The following is a 21085-nucleotide window of genomic DNA, read 5'->3' as shown; positions in this document are numbered from 1 at the left end:
GCCCGGCGTGGTTTGGGAATAGAACAGGGAACAGACAATGCATCCCGCGGAACCTTCTTCGCGGGGCGTGCTGTTCCGTTCTTCGAGGACTTTATTCGGGGAGGTCGGGAAGCCCTCTCCGTAGAGATATTTTCCATGCCCGTTTCCGCCGGAGTCATCTTGTCCACAGGGTAAACCCTTGATGTATCCCCCAGGCGAACCGGACGTGCCGCCACATGAGGGCTCGTTGCTGTTCCTACCCGTCCAGGGGTCGTTCGTTTTCAACGCCCCGGTCACTTCCATACTTCATCCATAAAGATCTCCGCTCGAAGCGGAGGATCCCTCATTAGCAACGAGTCGCGTCCATACCTCCTTGTCCAGCTATCTATGTCTATCTATCGGCGTCTATCGATCCGTCTAAAATCATATCATACCTGGCGGTTACGTGTCAATGAGCGCCGACGCTTGTCTTCCTTTTCAGAAAGACGATAGACAATCGAGGCCTGCGCTAACAGACTGTAGGTCAAGTAGATAAAAACATTTCCTCGCTGGTGGTCGGTTCGGAGCTGACCGACGGCAAATTGGATAAGCATCACATGAACCAGGAGTAAAGCTCCTTTGACATATGACCCCCTGGTCCATGAGACCCTGCCCCGGGGTCGAGTTTTTATAATGCTCTTCAGAATGATAAAAAGAAATATGGACATTCCCAGGAAACCGACCGTGTAGGCATAAAAGAGATAGGCGTTGTGAGGCCAGAATCCAAGGACGGTGGTATCGATCCGGGGCCCATGTCCGATAAACGGAGATTCGAGAATCCAGGCCCAGTAGGCGATCCAGACGACGGCTCTGTTTTCAGGCATTAACGACTCAAAGCGGGTGCCGGCAAGACGGGAAAACATGGTGACTTCCTGCTCATACCGGCCGCTGGTCACCGCTTCCGCAATGATAAAGACAAGCACCAGCGCCGATGCGGCAATGGCGATCCGCGAGAACTTCAGTTCCCGGCGCAGGTGCCATCCGATGATAGCCAATCCCAGCACAAGAATGACCATTCCTCCGCGGTTCACCGTGATGAAAAGGGTGATGATGGCCAGGCCGATGACGCCAAAATGGTACAGACGCTGCCATGGTTTGCCGGCGCAGCGGCTGGCCATAAAGAGCTGCAGCAGGATCATCATCGCCGCCGAGTCCGCCAGAAGAGGATGCGAACGAAAAACACCACCGACACGCCCTCCGAACTCCACCGCCGCGCCCAAAGCCGGGGAGGAATAATACCATTCGGGGATAATCCGGAGGGTCGGCGCAATAAACTGAAGAACCGATTGCACATTAACAATAATCGATCCGATAGTAAGCATGTGAAATATATAGTGAAGACGCTTCGGCGTCGTAACGGTATTCGTCATCACCGTGTACATCAGCACGGCGGCCAGCAGGAATTGTTGAAACGCAAAGGTCTCTTTGAAATCCATCCACTCAGGCAGCACGATCAGCGACAGGGCATGCGCCACCAAAAGAAAAAAGATGGGTTTGCCGACAAGGGATCCCTGCGGTCGCGGCTCCAATCCCAAACCAACTTTTACAATCCAAACCATGGTAAAGAGAATAGCAAATACAAAGTTCGTATTTCCCAACGCGATAGCGGTAGGATATGGATATAGCAATAGGAAAGCGCCGACACCCATATAGACGGGGAAACGTACAAAAACAAAGAAGACTATTAATCCGATAAGTGTTTTGACAATACGGGGATTAACTTGAAACCATTGGATACCGAGAATCAACCCGACGACCGCGGCCGCGAGAATGACCACGCCGCGCGAAATAATAAGCTCTTGAAACCGCTGGGGCGGGCCGGGTGGAAAGAATAACCTCCTCACGCGCTGTCGGAATGGAGCCGGGCGTGCGAGCCGGTTCATAACCCGGCCCCCGTCGGATCGCGACCCTTATCACCGGTCGATGTCCGGCTGATCTCTTTGAGCGAGAGATTCGCATGGATGAGAAATATCAGCCCGACCAAAGTGACCGGAACCCATTGAGTGGCGTGATAGACGATGGCGAAGGATAGCGCCATATTGTCCTCCACTCCAAAAACCCTGAGACCGAGTTTCGCTGCTAGCTGAAGAGATCCGATAAATCCAGGGCCCGAGGGCACCATTAGTCCGATCGCCATGACAACCAGGACGACCACCGCCGCTGATACCGGCAAGGGTTTCCCATCAACCTCTATCTCGGTTGCCGTGAAACAAAGATAGATGACACCGACGATGAACCCCCACATCAGCACCGATAACATGGAGGCCCATAGTAATTGTCGTCCCTTTTTGAGGACTCCTAGACCCTCCTGAAAAGCACAGAGAAGACCGATTCCGCGTTCCCTGAATCGGGAGGGGATATACCGGCCAAAAAGCTGGATCGTCTTGGGACCGGCGCGCAGCAGCAGGATAAAGAGACCCAGAACAAGGAGGCCGAAGAGCAGGCCGATCATGCCCAATTTCTGGACCGCCGGCGTCAATGGGAGAAAGATCGATATCACGCCGAAAAGCACCAACATGGTATAGAGATCAAAGACACGTTCCATGGCGATGGTCGCCAGGGCCGAAGATCGGGAGATGCCCTCCCATGTCCCGATGGTATGCGCCCTCACCAGCTCCCCCAGTCGCGCCGGAAGGAGGTTGTTGGCCATGAAACCGATCATGGTGGATTTAAAGAGAGGACTTAATGAAATGGTTTTCACCGAAGCCAGGAGATAACGCCACCTGACGGCTCGAACAAAATAACTGAGAAGTGTCAGGATGACTCCCGGGAGGAGATAGATCATGCGCGTGTTTCGGATATGCTCAATGATCTGGGCAAAGTCCGATTTGCGGAAGGCCAAATATAGAAAGAGAAGGCTTAATATAGATCCGAAGAGGAGTTTCCGTTTCATCAATCCTATCCCCTTGAGAAGGCCAGCGCCTCTCTCTTCAACAGGTCGGAAAATCCCCGAATATCCGCCGGATGGTCCACATTTGTATTCGTCAGCAGGGTCGTATCCGAATCGACATCATCCGGATGATACCCGTGCATTCCCGCGATCTTCTCCCAGCCCATGAAACTGGGCACGATGAGTTGCCCCGCATCGGCCAAATAGGTCAACTCCCCATACCGGCCGTCGGGAAAATGAACCCCCAGAGACTTTTCCTCCTCGATGGATAGGCAGCGCCCGAACCCTTCTTCTGAAAGGATTTCCACCGTCCGCCGTCTCTCGGCATCAGAGTCAAACCAAAACCGAGCCATGGTGGAATCGAGGAAGTAGAGCGTCCCCCGTTTCTTTGGCGGCCCGATCACCGGCAATCGAGCCCACAAATCATGGGCGTCAGCTACATCCGCCATCCCGTGATCGCCGAACACAAAGAGACGAACTTCGCGGTAATGCTTCTCCCCCTCCGCAACGAGTTCACGAATCGTTGTATCCCAATTCCGAAGCGCTTTTTGTACAACTTCAGTCCGCGTCCCATACATGTGCATAATACTGTCCAATCCCGGCGTATAGAAAAAGAGGAATGGCAGTTTTCCCTGGGAAACCTCGCGGCGCAGCTCCGGCAATGCCCGCTCTTCAGGCACGCTCCAATCCCAAATCCTGTGTGGCGTGCGGCGTTCGGCCAATTCATCAATGACGGTTGGAAATCCGGGAATGCCGCCCGGCTTGAACAGCGAACGCTTCTGGCAGAGATCCCATTCCGACAGAAGTTCGGAGGGAATTTCGTAGAGACTGAAATAACCGGTAATCCCCCGACGGATCAGGCGCGGCGTCAGTCTTTTTTTGAGGAACCAGGGTCTCTTCATCCATTCGCCGAAAAGGCGGATTATCCACCGGTCTTTTTTCAACGGGGAGTTTTCCGGGTCACGGAGATACATGGAAAAGTGGCCGTGGGCTTCCGGGAGGGCGCCGGTCAACAGGCTGGGGATCGCCGCGCTTGAATAGCCGAAAATGGTCCGGATGGGATTCGCAGGTTTCACAAATCCATCGAGGAACTTTGTTTCTTTAACGATCCGATATCCCAATGCGTCGATCAGGATAATCAGAACCAGTCGTTCTCCCTTCACACTCGCTCCTCGCTCATATTGTTTAACCTTCAATCCCCCGCATCCAGACTATCCATCGCCCCAGCTCTTGAAGCGCGGAACGCGGCGCCTCTCTACTTCTTCCGTCCACCCAGGGGGAAAGCCCGCCCAGGTGCTCGCGGGCGGAGAGGCTCCACTGCTCCCTCCCCGGGTCCAGTAGGAGAAGATACATGAGACAAGTCGAGCCCAAAGAGCTTCGGAAGCAAGCCGCCGGACGCATTCCCCACCAGTTCGCCAAGCTGCGAAGCTTTCCCCTTTCCTGGGGAGTCGTCAGAATTTGGCGCAATTGCCGGAAGCGATCCCTAAGACCGCCTTCCTCCCACCGGAGGACCGTATGCGGGAAGGGGCGCTCTGTCAGATTATACTTATCCAAAATCCGATCCCAGGTCCAATGCAACCAGCCCAGCATGTCCGCAAGGGGTTCCAATCTATCCCAGGATGTCTTTCTCTCCGGTTGCAGGGAGGTTGGATCTTGCCGACATCGCACCGATTCTTTTAGAAAATCACCAAGCGCCTTCGGCAGCAGACCTTCTGAAACCCAGTCATCCAAAACAGATAGCCGGTTCGCCATCCCCCAGAGCAAACGCCCCTCCATGGCCAATAAAATGGTTCCGAGATCAGAACTCATCTTCGCGGTCAGATACCCACGCTTCCAGGCCGCTTCCTCGTCGCCTGTCGCCGCGGCCTTATCCGCGGCGGCACAGGCTTCCACCAATTCCATAGAACGGTTAAAAAGCAGGCGGATGATCTCCCAGCGGCGCAGTCCATCCCTTTCAGGGTCGGGGAAGCGGTACAGGAGCTTAGCATCGCCCCAGAGACAGCACCCGGCCCGTCGCATCTCCGCAACGCCAAGTGTCGGGGCTTGAAGGCGAAGCTTTTTTATATCGTAGGTGCCAATAGTGACGGGAGAGGCGCTAAGGCCCGTGGCCCTTCCCCTCTCTCTGAAGTTCTGTTGCAGATCGTGTTCGAGAATACCCTTCAATTCAGGGGTCCGGTGTTTCACGACCAGGGAGAGATCGATATCGGAAAGAGGGAGCCATAGGCCGTTGGAACACGGCACGCCCGACATCTCACCCCAGGCGGCCGTGCCGGAAAGGAAGAGCGCTTGTGGCAGGACTTCGGAACTCCTCTTCAGGAGGGCCGGGATCGTCCATTCCATTAGCCGCCGAAGGGCCCTTTCGAATTCCGGATGCTGCGCAAAGGGAACGGCGGGCAGTTCAAAGTGATCTGGCCGGTTCATTGTGTCCTTCATCCTTCCGGCCACGGAGGGTTAAATCCTCTGATAGATGAAGTTGGGGATATCGTGCACTCTTCTGTTGAGAACCGTGCCAAGGAGCTGGCACTTCGCCCCCCTCAAGGTATGGATCGCCTTTTGTATAACTTCTCTCCGTGTGCGCCGGTGCTGGATGACAAAAATGACTCCATCTACGGCTGCTCCAATGATCGTCGATTCAGGATGGGCGAGCACCGGTGGACCGTCGAGAACAACGGTATGATAACGTCGTCCAAGATCCGCCATCAGCATTCCAAAACGAGGTGAATTCAAAAGATCGGTATGCCCTGCAATATCATTGCCTGAACAAAGAAAGTGCAGCTTCGGTTCTTCTGTTCCCAAAACGGCGTTGCCGGGTTCCACCTCCCCACGAAGTATATCTGCAAGACCCGGGTTTTTGCCTACGCCGTCGCTCAGACTATAGCTGGAGTGAGCGAGATCGGAGTCGACCAGCAGAACATTGTGATCGGCCGATCGGGCCAGATAGAGCGAGTAGTGAAGAGCCAGGGTCGTAACACCTTCACCGACAACAGCGCCCAGAAAGGCGAGAACGCGCCTGCTTTCTGGCGCCATCGCGACACCAAGGGCCGCCTGAAGCTGCTCCATTTCATGCAGCAGGCGAAAATCCGGAACCTTGTCCATTCCGGTTTCAATCGTATGGATTGTTTGAAAGGGACCCGGACCCCTGGGATCACCTGATCTTGGTCCTGTGAGACTGTCATGGATCCGGCTCATTCGATGAACCCTTTGCCGCCCCGCCGCGCGGGAGTCCAATGAACATCCCCGGACTTCAAGGCATCCATCGCGTCGATAATTTCCCGGGATCCCAAAACCTTCATGTTCCGTTGATATCCCAAGAGGAGGGCACGATCGCATAATTGATTGATCGATCGCGGGATACCCTCGGTGTTGCGATAGATCTCGTCGATGGCAGCTTCGTCAAAAATCCAATCATTGGGCGCACATAGACCCGCGACACTCTGCCGATGCCTCACATAATCACCGACATCATCCGGGTCGAGACTTTTAATATCACAGATTCCCGGGATTCTTTGACGCAGCTGCCGAAGGCCGTGCTGGTTCAAGATCACTTTCAATTCAGGCTGCCCTGCCAGAACAATCTGCAGCAGTTTCTGCGTGCTCGTTTCCATATTGCTGAGCAGCCGGAATTCCTCCAAAGACTCGGCCGATAGGTTTTGCGCCTCATCAATGATCAACAGAACATTCCCGCCGTGATTTTTCACATCGACGAGATATTCTTGAAGGGCGATCAATAAATCCAATTTTGTCTGTCCCTGCACAGGGAGATTCCAATCACGGACAGCGAGGATCATGAGCTCCTTAAATGTTAAGCGGGCATTCATAACCAAGGCGGTTTCGGTTCGGGAATCAACCCGTTGAAGCAGTGTCCTGATCAGCAGGGTTTTGCCCACACCGACCTCTCCCGTAACAACAAGAAATCCCTTGCGCTCCTCAACACCGTACTCAAGGTAGTTCAACGCGGCGCGGTGCGAAGGAGTCAAAAACAGAAAGCGGGGATCTGGAGTAATGTTAAATGGGTTTTCCGTCAACCCGTAGAATGTTTCATAGACGGCCACGGTTTACCGGCCCCCGAACGGGCTCACCGATGCAAGCACGGGAAGACCGATATAGGCCTCCACGTCTCCCGCATCCTTAATCGAGTGATCCAGCCCGTCCACGAGGAAAGCCATCCCGATTCCAAGGATAATACTAAAAAGCGGGAGAATCGCCAGACGGACATAGTCGGTCACGAGGATCGGAATCGATTCAGAAGCCGGCGTGAGAAGAATGACGTTCCAATCGGCTGATCCTGTCTTCTTGATTCTTGCATCAACACTACTTTGTACAAGGGCATTGTATTGCGTCGTCATCGCAGCGAGTACGCGATCAATCTGCCCCAAACGCATCTCCTTCGATGGAATCTCGGCCAACTCCGCCGACAAGGCTTCAAGAACCTGAGTTTGATTCGCCTCTTGGGCGAGCATGACCTCGATTCGCGCCTCGAGATGCCGCAGATAATTATTAAGCTCCCTGTCTAGAGCTGACTCGAGTTCAAGGACATGCCGCCGCTTATTTTGAACATCCGGATGGTTTTCCGTATAGCGTGCGGCAGATGAATAATATTCACTCCGGCGGAGTGTCAGCTCCTTCATGAGCATATCCAGGATCGATTCTTCGTTGGTCGTAGGATTCGAGAAAGGCATAATCTGCAGATCAGGTTGATTCCGCCGCTCCTCCTGGAGCCGGCGTATCGATTCAATCTGGGCCTGCCGTTCCGTAATGTTTGACTGAATCCGAGCCAATTCGGCCTGGGCGTCTCTACGTTCCTGGAGAAGGAAATACCTCTCGTCTTTGGGAGACGTCACCGCTTCTTCGGTCATATAATCGGCCCGGCGTTGTTCCCAGTCACCGAGGCGATCCTCTAATTGTTCGAGCTGCTGCTGGAAATAGGATTCAACCTCCGGTCCCCCGCGGGTCTGATGCCTAAAATCAATATAGGCCTGTGCCAGGGCCTGCGCGACATGCTGCGTTTCTTCCTGGGCATGCGATCTATAGGCGATATTAATAACGCTGCTCTTGCCGGGTGTGGTCGCACGGATCTGGAGGGGATCGATCTTTATTGGCTCACCGTTGTTTTTTCGTAATCCCCAATCCTCAATATAGTCCTGAGCCAATTGGTGAATTTGCTGGCTCTTTATAATTTCCACTTCTGAATTCAACTCTTCTTCCCACGAAAGAATCTGGTAACCGGTGGAAAAGACCGACTGTGGATGTCCGCGGCTGACAAGCAGGGATGAATGCGATTGGAAAGTCGTGGGTGATGTGGCGTTCAGAATCAATACAGCGATAATGGCGATCACTATAATGACGATAACGATTCCCTTCCGGCGGAAAATCACCGAGATGAAATCACGCATCGAGGTCCGCCGGCGTTCTACAGGTTCGGGCGGTTCATCGTAGCCGTTAGTTTCGCTCTCATGTTCCAGTTGCTGTGGTGTCACGAAGCTGTCCTCATCCCATAGGCTTCATCTTGTTCGCCCCAGACTGTTAGAATGTCACGTTGACGCTGTCGCTCGTTAGATTCATAGCCCACCAGGCTTGAACATAGAGCGCAAATGGTTGAATCGTCGGTCTTATATACTCGTCGACGAATTGCCCCCAGCGGGAGATCCAGGTCTTTGGGACAAACACGATATCGTTCGGCGCCAACAGTGGATCGACGGCCCCTTCCGTGCGTTCGAAGATGGCTTCGATATCAACCCGCCGGACTTCGACATCTTCAGGACCCACCCGGCGCATCAGCAGAACACTCGAAAGCTTGCCGCTTCTCAAGGCGCCGCCTGCGGCGCCCAAGGCCTGCAGAACGGACATCCCCGGCCGATAAACCCTCTCTCCCGGCGCCTCAACTTCACCCATCACATAGATCCCCCGCGGTCGTAACTCCGTTACGAGAACATCCACCTGCGGTTGGCGGATGAGCTGTCCAAGACGGGTCTCAATGACATCGGCCAATTGGGACGGGGTCATACCCCCCGCATTGATCACTCCAGCGCCGGGAATCGATACCGTTCCATCAGGACGGATCGGTACCGTTGCATTCATTTCAGGGTTGGCCAGGACTCTGACAGTGATCTCATCATCCGCCTGAAGAACATAGTCACTGAAATATGAAGGCGGTGCACCAGATCCCTCATCCGGAATCTGAACATTCAACCCCGGCGGCGGGATGTCTGTTCCGCCACCACAACTTGTTAAAATTGGGATCAGGATGACGAGAAGACCCAACATCCATTGCGCCGACGGAAAGCGCCCTGAGCCAAACAGGTCATGCCACGGCATCGCGCCCCTCATTTTCTTGCGTTACAGGAGTTCCCATTTGGAGTCCACCGCCCACATCGTTGCAACGCAATACGCTAGCATCCCATGGCGGCATGGTCAATGGAAGGTTCAACGCGCCTCCTGGGTTTTCCTCTAACTCGTAGATCGTCAAAAGACCGCAAGATCTTCAGGTTTCATATAGTTACCGCTCCTGGCGTCGCTTCAGCTCAAGAAGGAGACCTTGCACGAATAGGGGGATCATAATCTCATGATGCCCCACGATATAGGTTCCCCAGCCCGAAGCCTGCGTCGGCCGCCGGACAACATTCTCCGCGGGGCGGTAATGCTTCATAAAGTCAAAGACCGCCGTGGTCAGATCCGTCACAGGATGCCCGAGATTCCGGGCGACGGAGAGCGCCTTCAGGAAGACCTCTGGCAGGATGACAGCGCTTCCCCAGTTCAGGATAACACCTCCCTCAGCCAGAGAAACCTGATGCGCCAGGATCCGAAAATCCCTTGTGGATGTTTCACCAAAGGAGGCGCCATTGAATTCCGGGTGCTGCTGATAAATGTCGGTACCAATCGATCCATGAATGGTGGCTGGAATCCCCCGTCTGTAAGCCGCGGAGAGCCACCCAGCATCGGGATCCAGACCTCGTCGTTCCGCCTCTTCCAGAATCCGGCGGCCCAACCCCTCCCCCAACCCCTCACCGGCCGCCGCTGCCTCGCGGGTCCAATTATTTATGAAGGATGAGGTTTCCAGATCCATACCGAAATCACCCGTCTCAAGACCCTCGCCCACATCCTCTGAAGTCCGCCCGAAGAGAGTCAACTCCAGATCATGGACCAGACCGGCTCCATGGCTGGCGATTGAGGTCAGCAGACCTTCGTCCATGAGACGGACCAGGAGGGGTGTCAGTCCCGTTTTAATAAGATGGGCGCCCATGAAGAGCAAAACAGGCCGGGCCTCCAACCTCGCATCGACAAGCCGGCTCGCCAATTGTTTCAAGTCACGGGCGGCCAGGATATCAGGCAAACCATCCCAGAATTGGGAAAAGGAGTCGGGATCGACCGGCGGATGGCTGGACATTTCCTGGGCCACAATCCGAGCGTGCCCTTCGATGGATCGGCGGCGGATGCCGCTGAGATCAATTTCGGAGTATCGGGACATAATTCAACATCCTTGTTTGGTCCCAATTAATTGCGATCCGGTCTCCCTTCGAGCCGGGTCAGAACGGCATCGATCGATCCGACGGGGATCTCACTCTTCATCAGGACCGGGATCCGGCGTTCATCGTCAGTGATCCAGATCCACAATTTCCCCTTACTGTTGAACAAAGCTGAGGATGAGACCTTTGGTTCGATAACAAAACAATTAAATTCACCTGCGGGCACTTTCACTTTCTCTTTGCGATGGACAATAACATCAATTGGATAATTTTTCTTATCGGAATGGCTGCTGAGTCGAAGGGTATCGCCGACGGCCATTTTCATAGCCCGGACATAGTAGAAAGCGCTGAGAACATCATGCGCGCGCGGGGGCATTTCATAGATTTCGCCCCCTTCATAGATCGCGAAATGGTTGTCCTGATCCATTTTGACAACCCGGTCCGATTCGTATTTTCCCTCCCTGAGGTGCTTCTCGAAATGAACCGGAGTGAGATAGTCCCTATCGATGAGGGATTCAATATGGTCATCGACGCGGTAAAAGGAACTGACAAAGGAATTCGATTGGGCGCGGCTTTGAATCCGATAAACAGGCCGGTTGCGTTGATCGAGCGCTTCAGAGAATTCCAGTGTCGCTTCTCCCGCACGCAAGGGACCAAATCGCACGGAGAAAACCAGCTTTTCACCCGACACGAGGGCGGTCTCCCGCAGGGGCGTTTCTTCACGTACCTGCCTGAGATATCGATCTTCAAATGAACGGATGCGGATGTTCCCGATCTCGGATTCGGGTAGAAATGTTTCCGGAGAGTCGATTGAGCTCTCCAGCGGATCGATTTCGGAGGTGGCGCTGGGTTGGGCCATCAGCATGATAAGAAGGGCCAGGAGAAATCCCCGGATGAACAAACCGGAGAGAAAAGAATTATCCGGGCCGCGAAGGATCATCTTTCATCCTCAGGAAAGTGTCGGTTTTATTTCGCCATCCCCAAGACCCGTATGGCCGAATCCTCCGGCGCCTCTCTCTGTTGCACTCAGCTCTTCCACTTCTTCCAATATTCCCGCCGGCACCGATGAAAGGATCATCTGTCCGACACGATCCCCATGGCGAACCCTGAAAGGCTCACTTCCCAGATTCACCAGGAGAATTTTTATCTCTCCTCGATAATCCGCATCGATTGTTCCCGGTGTATTGACAATGGTCACCCCTTGGCGCCAAGCCAACCCACTCCGCGGCCGGATTTGAAGCTCATATCCCTCGGGCACGGCGACGGCAATCCCCGATGGTATTGCTGCTCTCGCCCCAGGTTGGATGACCTGATCCTCTTCAAGGCAGGCATGCAAGTCCCAGCCCGAGGCGCCCGCTGTTTGACGCCGCGGCAACTGGGCCCTCGGCGAAAGACGCTGTACCGCGATACGAATACTATTCGGCATCTTGGCCATCGATCTCCTCGTGAACCGACTTAAAAATCGACATCATCGATTCTGATACCATTTCCATCCTGAGGACCGCGGGTCACGAGGCAGAACCTCGCTGGATTCAGAATCTGCTCCGCGACCTGATTGACCTCATCCACGGTGATGGATCGAATCTTCTCAACAACTTTGCCGTCACGCGGCTGGCCTTGATAGAGTAACTCTTTGAGCGCCAACCGACTCATGCGATCCGCTATACTCTCCTGTGAAAGAAGGTGCACTAAAATCATTTGTTCCTTGGCATTCGACAGTTCCCACCTCTTGACACCTTCACGGCGGAGCTTGCCCAGCTCCTTCATTAACAACCGAAAAGAGCGGTTCAAGTTTCGTGGATCGACAGAAAGATAGATCCCAAAGGCGCCTGTATCCTCAAAGGAATCAACATAGGATTGGATCCCATAGGCCAGACCCTCCCGCTCCCGGATCCTCTGGAAGAGACGGGAGGAACTACCAGCGCCGAGGATGAGATTCAAAAGATAGATAGGATACCGGCGCCGATCGCTATACGAGGGTCCTCGGGCCGCCAGGGAAATGTGGGTTTGGCTTAGTGAATGGGTCGCATGAAGGGATCCCCGTCGGATTTTCGTTAGTTGGATCTCCCGGCCCCGCCCTCCACCCGGCGGCAGAGGGAATACTTCTGAGGTCATGTCGAGAAATTTTTCAGGATTCAAGTCCCCGGCCGCCACGATGATGGTATTCGACCCCCGATAGCGCATCTCATGGAAACGACGGATCGGCTCACTTTGAAAGGAACGGACGGTGCGCTCATACCCAAGAATAGGCCGTCCCATGGGGTGATCGGGCCAGAGAAGGGTCGCCATCAGATCGTGAACACCTTCCTCCGGATCATCCTCATAGCTGCGGATTTCCTCCAAGACGACCCTCTTCTCCACTTCCACCATATTGGGTTCGAGGCTGGGATAGGCCACGAGCTCGGCGAGCAGTAAGAGGGTTCTTCGGAGATTTTCGGGTTGGATTCTCGCATAGACTGCGGTCGATTCCTTGCCTGTACAGGCATCGACCTGCCCACCGATTCGTTCCATTGCTTTGGCCAAGGCCAAGGATGTGTGCGCGCGCGATCCTCGAAAAAGCATATGTTCGAGAAAGTGGGTTAATCCGGCGCTGGAGGAGGCTTCATGACGGGAGCCGCACCGAATCCAGACCCCGAGAGCAACAGAACGGCTGGCGGGGACCTGCTCGGCCACAATCGTTAAACCGCCGGGCATAACCCGCCGGGCGATTCTGGGCTCTTGGAGAGCCATATATGAGTCCTCCAAAATGTAGAAAGAGAGCCAACAGGCTCCAGGGGAGCCCACTAACCCTCTCAGGTAAAGGCTCTTCCCGGGTTCTACCCGGCGTTCGTCGGCTCCAGCGCCTGCTTGCGGCTTAGACGAACCTTGCCCTCATCATCTACCCCTATACACTTTACGAGGACCATGTCTCCAATTTTCAAGACATCTTCGACTTTATTGACCCGTTTGTGATCCAGCTCACTAATGTGAACAAGGCCGTCACGCCCGGGAAGGATCTCCACGAAAGCGCCGAAATTCATGATGGACCGGACCCGGCCGTTATAAATGCGGCCGACTTCAGGGTCTTCCGTCAGGCTGCGAACCATCTCGATCGCCCGAGCCCCGCCCTCTGCGTCGGTACAGGCTATCTTCACCTTGCCGCTGTCATCAATATCAATGGTGGCGCCCGTCTCCTCAGTGATTCTCTTTATGGTACGGCCTCCGGGGCCGATGATATCCCGGATTTTTTCAGGATTAACTTCGAGGACATTGATTCTTGGTGCGAAGGGCGACAGGTCGGAGCGGGCCCCGGACATCGCCTTGTCCATGATCCCAAGGATATGGGTGCGGCCGGCACGGGCTTTGTCCAACGCTTCGCTCAGGATACCAAAATCCAATCCCCCGAGCTTTATATCCATCTGAATTCCCGTAATCCCCTTCTTCGTCCCGGCAACCTTGAAATCCATATCGCCCAGGTGGTCTTCCATACCGAGGATATCGGTGAGGATGGCGATATCGTCGCCTTCCTTAATCAGGCCCATGGCGATGCCGCTGACCGAGGACTGGATCGGCACACCGGCGTCCATGAGAGAAAGACTTCCTCCGCATACCGAAGCCATCGATGAGGAGCCGTTCGATTCCATGATGTCCGACACAATCCGGATCGTGTACGGGAAGGTTTCATTACTGGGGATAACGGCCAGAAGGGATTTTTCGGCCAGGGCGCCGTGCCCAATCTCCCGGCGACCCGGTCCGCGAATCGGGCGGACTTCACCGACACTGAAGGAGGGGAAATTATAATGGAGCATAAACGTCTTCCAGTGCTCCCCGCCAAAATCCTCAATCTTCTGCTCATCTGATGATGTTCCAAGGGAGGTCACGACCAAAGCTTGCGTCTCACCCCGCGTAAAGAGTGCGCTGCCATGCGTTCTCGGGAGAACACCGATTTCGCAAGTGATCGGGCGAACCTCATCGAGCCCCCTGCCATCAACCCGGCGCCGGTCCTTAATAATCATGGAGCGCAGGCGTTCCTTCTCGATCGCATGGAAGACGCAGGAAATATCTCTTTCTCCCTCTGGAAACTCCTCAAGGAGTTTTTGTTTAACCTCTTCCTTCAAGAGATTAATCGCCTCGCGGCGGGCATCCTTGCCGGTCACCTTGAGAGCTTCATCCATCTTCGCGATAGTCAGGGCCCGGGTTTTCTCTTCGATGTCGGCCGGGGTTTCAACAACCTCGATCGGCCTTTTCGCCTTGCCGCACTTTTCAACGAGCTCAGCCTGCATCGCGACGATTTCTTGAATGGCGGTCATGGCGAATTTCAGCGCCTCAAGGACTTCCGCTTCTGAGACCTCGCGGGCCTCGCCCTCGACCATAACGATTTCTGTCGCCGTGCCGGCAACCACCAGATTCATCCGGCAGTTATCCGCTTCTGGAAAAGTGGGATTCAAGATCATTTCCTCACCGATCATACCGACACGAACGGCGGCAACCGGTTCGGGGAAAGGAATATCGGAAATGTTCAATGCGGTCGCCGTGGCGATCAAGGCGAGGGTATCCGATTCGTTTAGTTTATCGGAAGAGAGGACATGAGCGGAGACTTGCATCTCAAACCGGATATTTTTGTCAAACAACGGTCTGATAGAGCGATCGATGATGCGACAACTCAAGGTCTCCTTCTCAGTCGGCCTTCCTTCGCGCTTAAAAAAACCGCCGGGGATCTTCCCAGCGGCGTAAGATTTCTCACGGTAATCAACCGTTAATGGTAGAAAATCTCGCTCTAAATTCGATTCCGGATCCGCCACAGCGGCGGCGAATACAACGGTCTCACCATATTGAACCCATGCGGAGCCGCCGGCTTGACGTGCCACACGTCCTACTTCGATTTTTAGGGGTCGACCGCCTATAGTCCGCTCGACCTGATGAATCTCACTCATAGATTCCTCCAGTTTACGCGCCGGTTCCTTGGGAAAATAATTCCTTGCGCGATGGATCTTTTCAAGGGGATCAGAAAGCTACCGGCGGAGGCCGAGTTCCTTCACAATGCTACGGTAACGATCGACTTCTGTACTCTTTAGATAATCCAGAAGTCGACGCCGCTGCCCGACCATTCGCAAAAGGCCTCTTCTTGAATGGTGATCAGTTTTGTGCACGCGGAAATGCTCTGTGAGGTATCGGATCTTCTCCGTCAACAACGCGATCTGTACTTCGGGTGAGCCCGAATCCAGTTCGTGCAGTTTATATCTTTCGATGATTTCTTGCTTCTTAACCTTCGTCAGCGCCATCCCTTTAAGCCTCCCGATAACGCTCTAAATGTGCGCGGGCTTCTTTGTTTCTTGACCATAGAAAACCCAACTTAGCACACGCTCCTTAGCTGTTCAACCCCATCGCCTTCACTTATTGTATTCTCACCCATTCGGGAGAGAGCTGCGCGGGCCTGGGACATATCATCCTGAATCGCTTTCTTCAGGGCCTCCACCGACCGGAATCGCTTTTCAGACCTAATCCGGGTCAAAATGTGGACTTGAAGTGTTTTTCCGACCAAATCCAAATTCCAATCAAAAAGGTGAACCTCGACATTCGAGAACGTGGATTTGGTAAGGGTCGGGCGGCGCCCAATGTTCATAACACCGCCCCGCACTTGTGTTTCCACCTCTACCTGAACAACATAGACACCATCCTTCGGGAGAAGGATCCTCGGATCCAGCTCCAAATTCGCCGTCGGAAAGAGAAGCCGGGTGCCTTCTCCTCTTCCCCGGACAACCCGGCCTTCCAGGGCGTGAGGACGTCCAAGCCATCGCCGGGCGGATGCCACATCCCCCGCAAGAAGAGCCTGCCGGATGCGAGAGCTGCTGATCGGCATCCCCTCATCCACCAGGGCCGGAACCTGAAATACCCGAAATCCCCGGGATCGACTCAGGCTCTCCAGTTCCTCGATGCCCCCCTCGCGATCCCGGCCGAACCGGAAATCATATCCAACATACAACTCCTCGAGGTCGAGCTGGGCCAGCAGAATCTCATCCAGGAACGAGCCCGGGGACATCTGCGAGAGTTCTCTTGAAAAACCGACCACCAGCATCCCCTCGAAACCCAGCTCGACGAGAAAGCGTCGTTTTTGATCCTCCGTCTGCAAGCGGCGGATGGGATTATTGGGCGCAAATATCTCTCCGGGATAAGGATCAAAGGTGACAAGAACGCACCGGCCACCCTTATGACGCGCCCTTTGGAGCATCTGATAGAAGATCAGTTGATGACCGCGGTGAATCCCATCAAAGACCCCGATGGTGGCGTAGGCCCTCTTGAAAATTCCCTTACCGCAAGACATCGATCCCTCTCCCCAAGATCCGGCGAAAGATTTACAAGACCCTTTCGATAACCATCCGTCCCGACTCATGCCAAGGCCGATCGGCGGGACCCAGCGTCGGCTCTATTCTTCCCAGAGCGACGAGGCTCCCCTCGGTCCCCAGGAGCCTGAGAACCTCTCCCGGCTTAGGGGGATCGCCGTTGAGCTCGAAAACAGATAAGGGCGGTGGCGTCCCCTGCCGAACCCGGCGGATCCACAATCCGGTCAGTGTCAGATGACGAAGATGGCCGAGCGCCTCCGCCATCTCTACCCGCATCTTGCCGACAGCATCCAAATCGCCGGCGCGGATCTCAGCCTGATCACAGGCTCCCTCCAGTGTGAAGCCTCCAATAGCCGTTCGTGCGAGCTCCTCCACCGTCGCCTCTGTTCCCAAGGCCCGGCCGAAATCCTCAACGAGAGTCCTGACATAGGTGCCCCGGCCGCAGCGGACTCTGAATCGGATAAGATGATCCAGAATCTCGAGGATGTGAAACTCGTGGACCTTTACTTTTCTTGGCGTTCGTTCAACTTCCATGCCCTCTCGCGCCAATTCATACAGACGCCGCCCCTTGTATTTAAGCGCGGACATCATGGGGGGGATTTGTAATTGTTCCCCTTCAAACCGGCCGGCGGCCTCCCGGCATTGTTCGATGGTCACATGCGGAACAACGGCTTCAGCTATCACATCGCCGGTTCGATCGCCGGTATGTGTCCGCACGCCAAGTTTTAGATCTCCCTCGTAGGTCTTGTCGAGATCCATGAGATAATTGCTGAGTTTCGTCGCGCGCCCGACGCAACAGACCAGGAGTCCGGTCGCAAACGGATCCAGTGTGCCGCTATGGCCGATCTTACGGATCCCCAGCAGTTGTCTCAGTTGGGCGACCACATCATGGCTTGTACACCCGGAATGCTTCATGACAGGCAGCACATATCCGACCTCGCCGTCGGCCCTCTCTTGGCGGCGGCGTGTCGTACGGCGAACCATTCTATATCCGCTGGAACGGATACTATTCACAATCCTTCCTCCAGGTCCTCACCATTCGATTCATCAGCTTCGGGAATGTCCAGCGAATCAAGAATGTCAAATACCTTTTGACTTATCTCCAGCCCGCGATCGACTTGAAAATTCAATTCGGGGCAATGCCGGACCCGCAAGCGGCGGGCGAGTTCGACCCGCATGTAGGATGCCGCGCCTCGAAGCACCTTGAGGCCCTGGTCGACTTGATCTTCCCCACCCAGAAAACTGACGAAGACTTTTGCGTACCGGAGATCGATGCTCATCTCCACACTTGTGACGTTCATCCAACCGCGCCGGGGATCTCTAAGCTTGTTTTGTATAATATCGCTGATTTCACGAATCAGCTGCCCTTGTAATCTTTCTCTGCGGATGTTGCTCATATCCGCTCCCGGCAACGCCTATTCGAATTCATCCTCTTCCGGCATATCGACTTCAAAATCATTGGCAATGTCATCCTCATCCGCTACACCGGAAACCAAACCAAACCCATCCGGGTCAAACCGCTGTACCTCTTCTATCCAGGATAGGATTTGGCATTCATGTTCCTGTTCCACCGCATTCCGCAAGGCCTGCAATCGATCGCGAAGATATCCAGGCCGTTCCCCGACAATAGCGGCGCCCAACAGGCCCCGCTGCCGGCGATCCTGAAAACCGACCTCTGCGACGGACACCTGAAAACGCTGAATCAGCCGACCCTTGATCCGTTGAAGCACGGATCGCTTCGCCTTAAGGGATCGGCTTGCCGGGATGAGCAGATCGATACTGCATAGAGCGACAAACATTTATTGAGGTTCCCTTGAGCGCTGCACTCACCGCATCACTCAAGCTCTGCGGCCACCTCTTCGACTTCATAGACTTGTATCTTGTCGTTCTCTTTGAAATCGGTAAATCCTTCGAGGGAAATTCCGCATTCGTAACCGGTGGTGACCTCCCGGACATCTTCCTTGAACCGTTTCAGGGCTCTGATCCGTCCATCAAATACCTGTTCCGAATCACGAAGCACACGCGCCCGAGATTGCCGCGCGACCGAACCGCTTGTGACATAGGATCCCGCTACATATCCGAATTTGCTGATATAGAAAACCTCACGGATTTCTGCCTCTCCAAGAATCTTTTCCACCCGCTTCGGCTTCAGTTTTCCGGCCATGGCGTCACGGATATCGTCAATAACCTCATGGATCACAGAATAGAGACGGATATCGATTTTGCTTTCCTCGGCCAATGAACGGGCCCGGGGTTCGGGTCGCACCTGGAATCCTATAATGACCGCCTCAGAGGCCAGCGCCAGATTGACATCCGATTCGTTGATACTGCCGACAGCCGCATGGACGATGCGCAGGGCGACTTTTTCCGTGGATTGGTGCTCCAGTGTCTCCCGCAGCACCTCAACCGACCCCGCTACATCGCCTTTGAGAACGATCTTCAGTTCGGCCATCTCACCTTGCCGGATCTTCTCCTGCAATGAAAGCAGGGTCGGACGGCGTTGGCGCATCTGGTATTCGCGTTGGATCTGGCTGCGGCGTGAAGCAATACTTCTCGCTTCGTCATCGGTTGCCGTTACGGACAGGATATCTCCCGCCATAGGAAGATCGGACCATCCTAAAACTTCGACAGGCGTTGCCGGTGGAACATCGTTGACACGTTCGCCGTGATCATCATGCATCGCTCGCACGCGGCCCGAGTTCGATCCACAGACAAAGGGATCGCCGACATGGAGTGTTCCTGTTCCTACCAGAATACTCGCGACGATACCCCGCCCTCTTTCCCGCTTGGCTTCTATGACAACGCCCCTAGCCTTCCGCGTCGGCTGCGCCTTCAATTCAAGGAGTTCCGAAACCAGAAGAATCATCTCCATGAGCTTGTCGACGTTGTCACCTTTCTTCGCCGAGATCTCCACCGCGACAACTTTTCCACCCCATTCCTCGACAAGCAGATTCTGATCCGCCAACTCCTTTTTGATCCTATCGGGATTGGCATTTGGCAGATCACATTTATTTATGGCGACAACGATCGGCACATTGGCGGCTCGGGCGTGGTTGATCGCTTCAATGGTTTGCTCATTAACCCGATCGTCGGCCGCGACAACAAGGACGACGATATCGGTCAATTGAACACCGCGGGCCCGCATGGCCGTAAAAGCCTCGTGACCCGGTGTATCCAAAAAGACAACACGGCCTTGCTTCAAATGGACATCCGATGCGCCGATGTGCTGCGTGATGGCACCCGATTCCTGAGCGATCACATTTGTTTTTCGGATATAGTCAAGAAGCGATGTCTTCCCGTGATCCACGTGCCCGACAACAGTGACGATCGGCGGGCGGGGGCTCCAAGGAACATCGACCACTTCCTCCTTTTCCACTTCCTTTTGAGCTAATTCGTTGTGAAATTTCACCTGATATCCGAATTCATCAGCGATCGCCTCGATACTGTCCTTATCCAGACGGCGATTGATATTCGCGATGATCCCCAACTGTAGACATGCGGCGATAACCTCTGCCGGGCTGGCATCCATCGCTCCAGCCAGTTCCGCAACCGTGGCAAATTCCTCAATCTGAATGATGAGAATTTCTTCTTCCAAAACCGGCTCACCATCATCCCGACGGCGTTTCCGGGTTCGTCTGCGCGTGGTATCCATCGTGGCAAGGGTCTTCTTCACACTCTGACGGACCGCCGCTTGATCGACCTGCGCCTTCTTCTTTTTCTTCTTTTTACCGCGCCCACGAGCGGGAGCAGGAGCCGAACGGCCGGTGTGCTCACCTGCAGATATGTCTCTTTGAACCGGCCGAGGTTCCATCGGCGGACGGACCTCGCGTTCCGGCCTGGCCTTGGGTCTCTTCGGCGCCGATGCGACCGCGGGCTGCACCGATGTGGGCGGTTGAACCGCCGTCGGCGGCGGCATGGGAGCTCTGGGCCGGGTTGTAGGACGGACTTTGGTTCTGGGTTCCTGTTTGGCATGCTGGGGCGCCGGATGCTTCACCGGCGGTACCGATGCTTTTGAAGGCGGGGGCGGAGCTTTGACCTCCACTTCCTGGGGAGGCGCCGGGGGAGCCGGCGTCGGCGCAACCGCTCTCGGCGCCGGTTTCACGGGGGAGACGACACCGATGCCGCCGATACGCACCTTGCGGCGCTGAGCTTCCTTCACCGCCGCCTTCTCGTTCTGGAAATGATCCTTAATCTTCGCCACGGTATCCGCGTCGACGGATGCCATATGGCTCTTGACCTCGTCTCCAAGATTGAGCGATTCGATAATATGCATTAGGGCTTCGCTAGAAATCCTGAGTTCCCGTGCGAGCTGAAAGATACGTGTCTTCTTAATAATCACTAAACCCCCGTTCCCCTTCCGATATCCGTCTCAACAAACTGAATTCGAAGAAGGA

General features: G+C 54.7%; 19 protein-coding genes. All 19 read right to left on the bottom strand.

Translation table 11 applies throughout. The features are described 5' to 3' along the window. Nucleotides 1-407: 407 nt before the first annotated feature. The 19 genes from KJ970_06860 to infB all read right to left on the bottom strand — a co-directional run bounded on the left by KJ970_06860 (nt 408) and on the right by infB (nt 21030). Nucleotides 408-1901, bottom strand: coding sequence for an O-antigen ligase family protein (locus KJ970_06860; protein ID MBU2690634.1), 1494 nt, complete (start codon nt 1899-1901; stop codon nt 408-410). Then, a complete protein-coding gene (locus KJ970_06855) occupies nt 1898-2911 on the bottom strand; it encodes a flippase-like domain-containing protein (GenBank protein MBU2690633.1) in 1014 nt (337 codons plus the stop codon). The genes KJ970_06860 and KJ970_06855 overlap by 4 nt, the downstream gene beginning before the upstream one ends. 5 nt (nt 2912-2916) lie before the next feature. Beyond that, on the bottom strand, nt 2917-4104 hold the full coding sequence (locus tag KJ970_06850; GenBank protein MBU2690632.1) for an alkaline phosphatase family protein: 1188 nt from the start codon (nt 4102-4104) through the stop codon (nt 2917-2919). After that, nucleotides 4094-5329 (bottom strand): hypothetical protein, encoded by a 1236-nt coding sequence (locus KJ970_06845; GenBank protein ID MBU2690631.1) that lies wholly within the window; start codon nt 5327-5329, stop codon nt 4094-4096. The genes KJ970_06850 and KJ970_06845 overlap by 11 nt, the downstream gene beginning before the upstream one ends. A gap of 30 nt (nt 5330-5359) precedes the next feature. Then, a complete protein-coding gene (locus KJ970_06840; GenBank protein MBU2690630.1) occupies nt 5360-6004 on the bottom strand; it encodes a CpsD/CapB family tyrosine-protein kinase in 645 nt (214 codons plus the stop codon). A gap of 89 nt (nt 6005-6093) precedes the next feature. Continuing rightward, entirely contained in the window at nt 6094-6960 is an 867-nt protein-coding gene (locus KJ970_06835) for an AAA family ATPase (GenBank protein MBU2690629.1), read from the bottom strand. Nucleotides 6961-6963: 3 nt separating this feature from the next. After that, nucleotides 6964-8385 (bottom strand): hypothetical protein, encoded by a 1422-nt coding sequence (locus tag KJ970_06830; GenBank protein MBU2690628.1) that lies wholly within the window; start codon nt 8383-8385, stop codon nt 6964-6966. 46 nt (nt 8386-8431) lie between these two features. Next, entirely contained in the window at nt 8432-9223 is a 792-nt protein-coding gene (locus tag KJ970_06825) for a polysaccharide export protein (GenBank protein MBU2690627.1), read from the bottom strand. A 181-nt stretch (nt 9224-9404) separates the two neighbouring features. After that, on the bottom strand, nt 9405-10373 hold the full coding sequence (locus KJ970_06820) for a hypothetical protein (GenBank protein ID MBU2690626.1): 969 nt from the start codon (nt 10371-10373) through the stop codon (nt 9405-9407). Nucleotides 10374-10399: 26 nt separating this feature from the next. Then, entirely contained in the window at nt 10400-11311 is a 912-nt protein-coding gene (locus tag KJ970_06815) for a DUF3108 domain-containing protein (GenBank protein MBU2690625.1), read from the bottom strand. A 9-nt stretch (nt 11312-11320) separates the two neighbouring features. After that, nucleotides 11321-11797 carry a dUTP diphosphatase gene (gene dut / locus KJ970_06810; GenBank protein MBU2690624.1) on the bottom strand — a complete coding sequence of 159 codons (477 nt, stop codon included), beginning with the start codon at nt 11795-11797 and terminating at the stop codon, nt 11321-11323. 29 nt (nt 11798-11826) lie between these two features. After that, entirely contained in the window at nt 11827-13101 is a 1275-nt protein-coding gene (locus KJ970_06805) for an insulinase family protein (protein MBU2690623.1), read from the bottom strand. Between the two features lie 86 nt (nt 13102-13187). Continuing rightward, nucleotides 13188-15284, bottom strand: coding sequence for a polyribonucleotide nucleotidyltransferase (gene pnp, locus KJ970_06800; GenBank protein MBU2690622.1), 2097 nt, complete (start codon nt 15282-15284; stop codon nt 13188-13190). Between the two features lie 78 nt (nt 15285-15362). Then, a complete protein-coding gene (gene rpsO / locus KJ970_06795) occupies nt 15363-15632 on the bottom strand; it encodes a 30S ribosomal protein S15 (GenBank protein MBU2690621.1) in 270 nt (89 codons plus the stop codon). A 71-nt stretch (nt 15633-15703) separates the two neighbouring features. Continuing rightward, a complete protein-coding gene (locus tag KJ970_06790) occupies nt 15704-16672 on the bottom strand; it encodes a bifunctional riboflavin kinase/FAD synthetase (protein ID MBU2690620.1) in 969 nt (322 codons plus the stop codon). A 31-nt stretch (nt 16673-16703) separates the two neighbouring features. Further along, nucleotides 16704-17705, bottom strand: coding sequence for a tRNA pseudouridine(55) synthase TruB (truB, locus tag KJ970_06785; protein MBU2690619.1), 1002 nt, complete (start codon nt 17703-17705; stop codon nt 16704-16706). Next, nucleotides 17702-18088, bottom strand: a complete 387-nt coding sequence (gene rbfA / locus KJ970_06780; protein MBU2690618.1) for a 30S ribosome-binding factor RbfA — start codon at nt 18086-18088, stop codon at nt 17702-17704. Before rbfA ends, truB begins: the two co-directional genes overlap by 4 nt. Nucleotides 18089-18106: 18 nt before the next feature. Continuing rightward, the gene (locus tag KJ970_06775) at nt 18107-18490 is read right to left on the bottom strand and encodes a DUF503 domain-containing protein (protein ID MBU2690617.1); all 384 of its coding nucleotides are present in this window, start codon (nt 18488-18490) and stop codon (nt 18107-18109) included. 35 nt (nt 18491-18525) lie between these two features. Next, nucleotides 18526-21030, bottom strand: a complete 2505-nt coding sequence (gene infB, locus KJ970_06770; GenBank protein MBU2690616.1) for a translation initiation factor IF-2 — start codon at nt 21028-21030, stop codon at nt 18526-18528. Nucleotides 21031-21085 lie beyond the last annotated feature (55 nt).

It is taken from the genome of Candidatus Eisenbacteria bacterium, assembly GCA_018831195.1.
In the GTDB taxonomy this organism is placed as follows: Bacteria; Eisenbacteria; RBG-16-71-46; order CAIMUX01; family JAHJDP01; genus JAHJDP01.
This window is presented reverse-complemented; position numbering and strand designations above follow the sequence as displayed.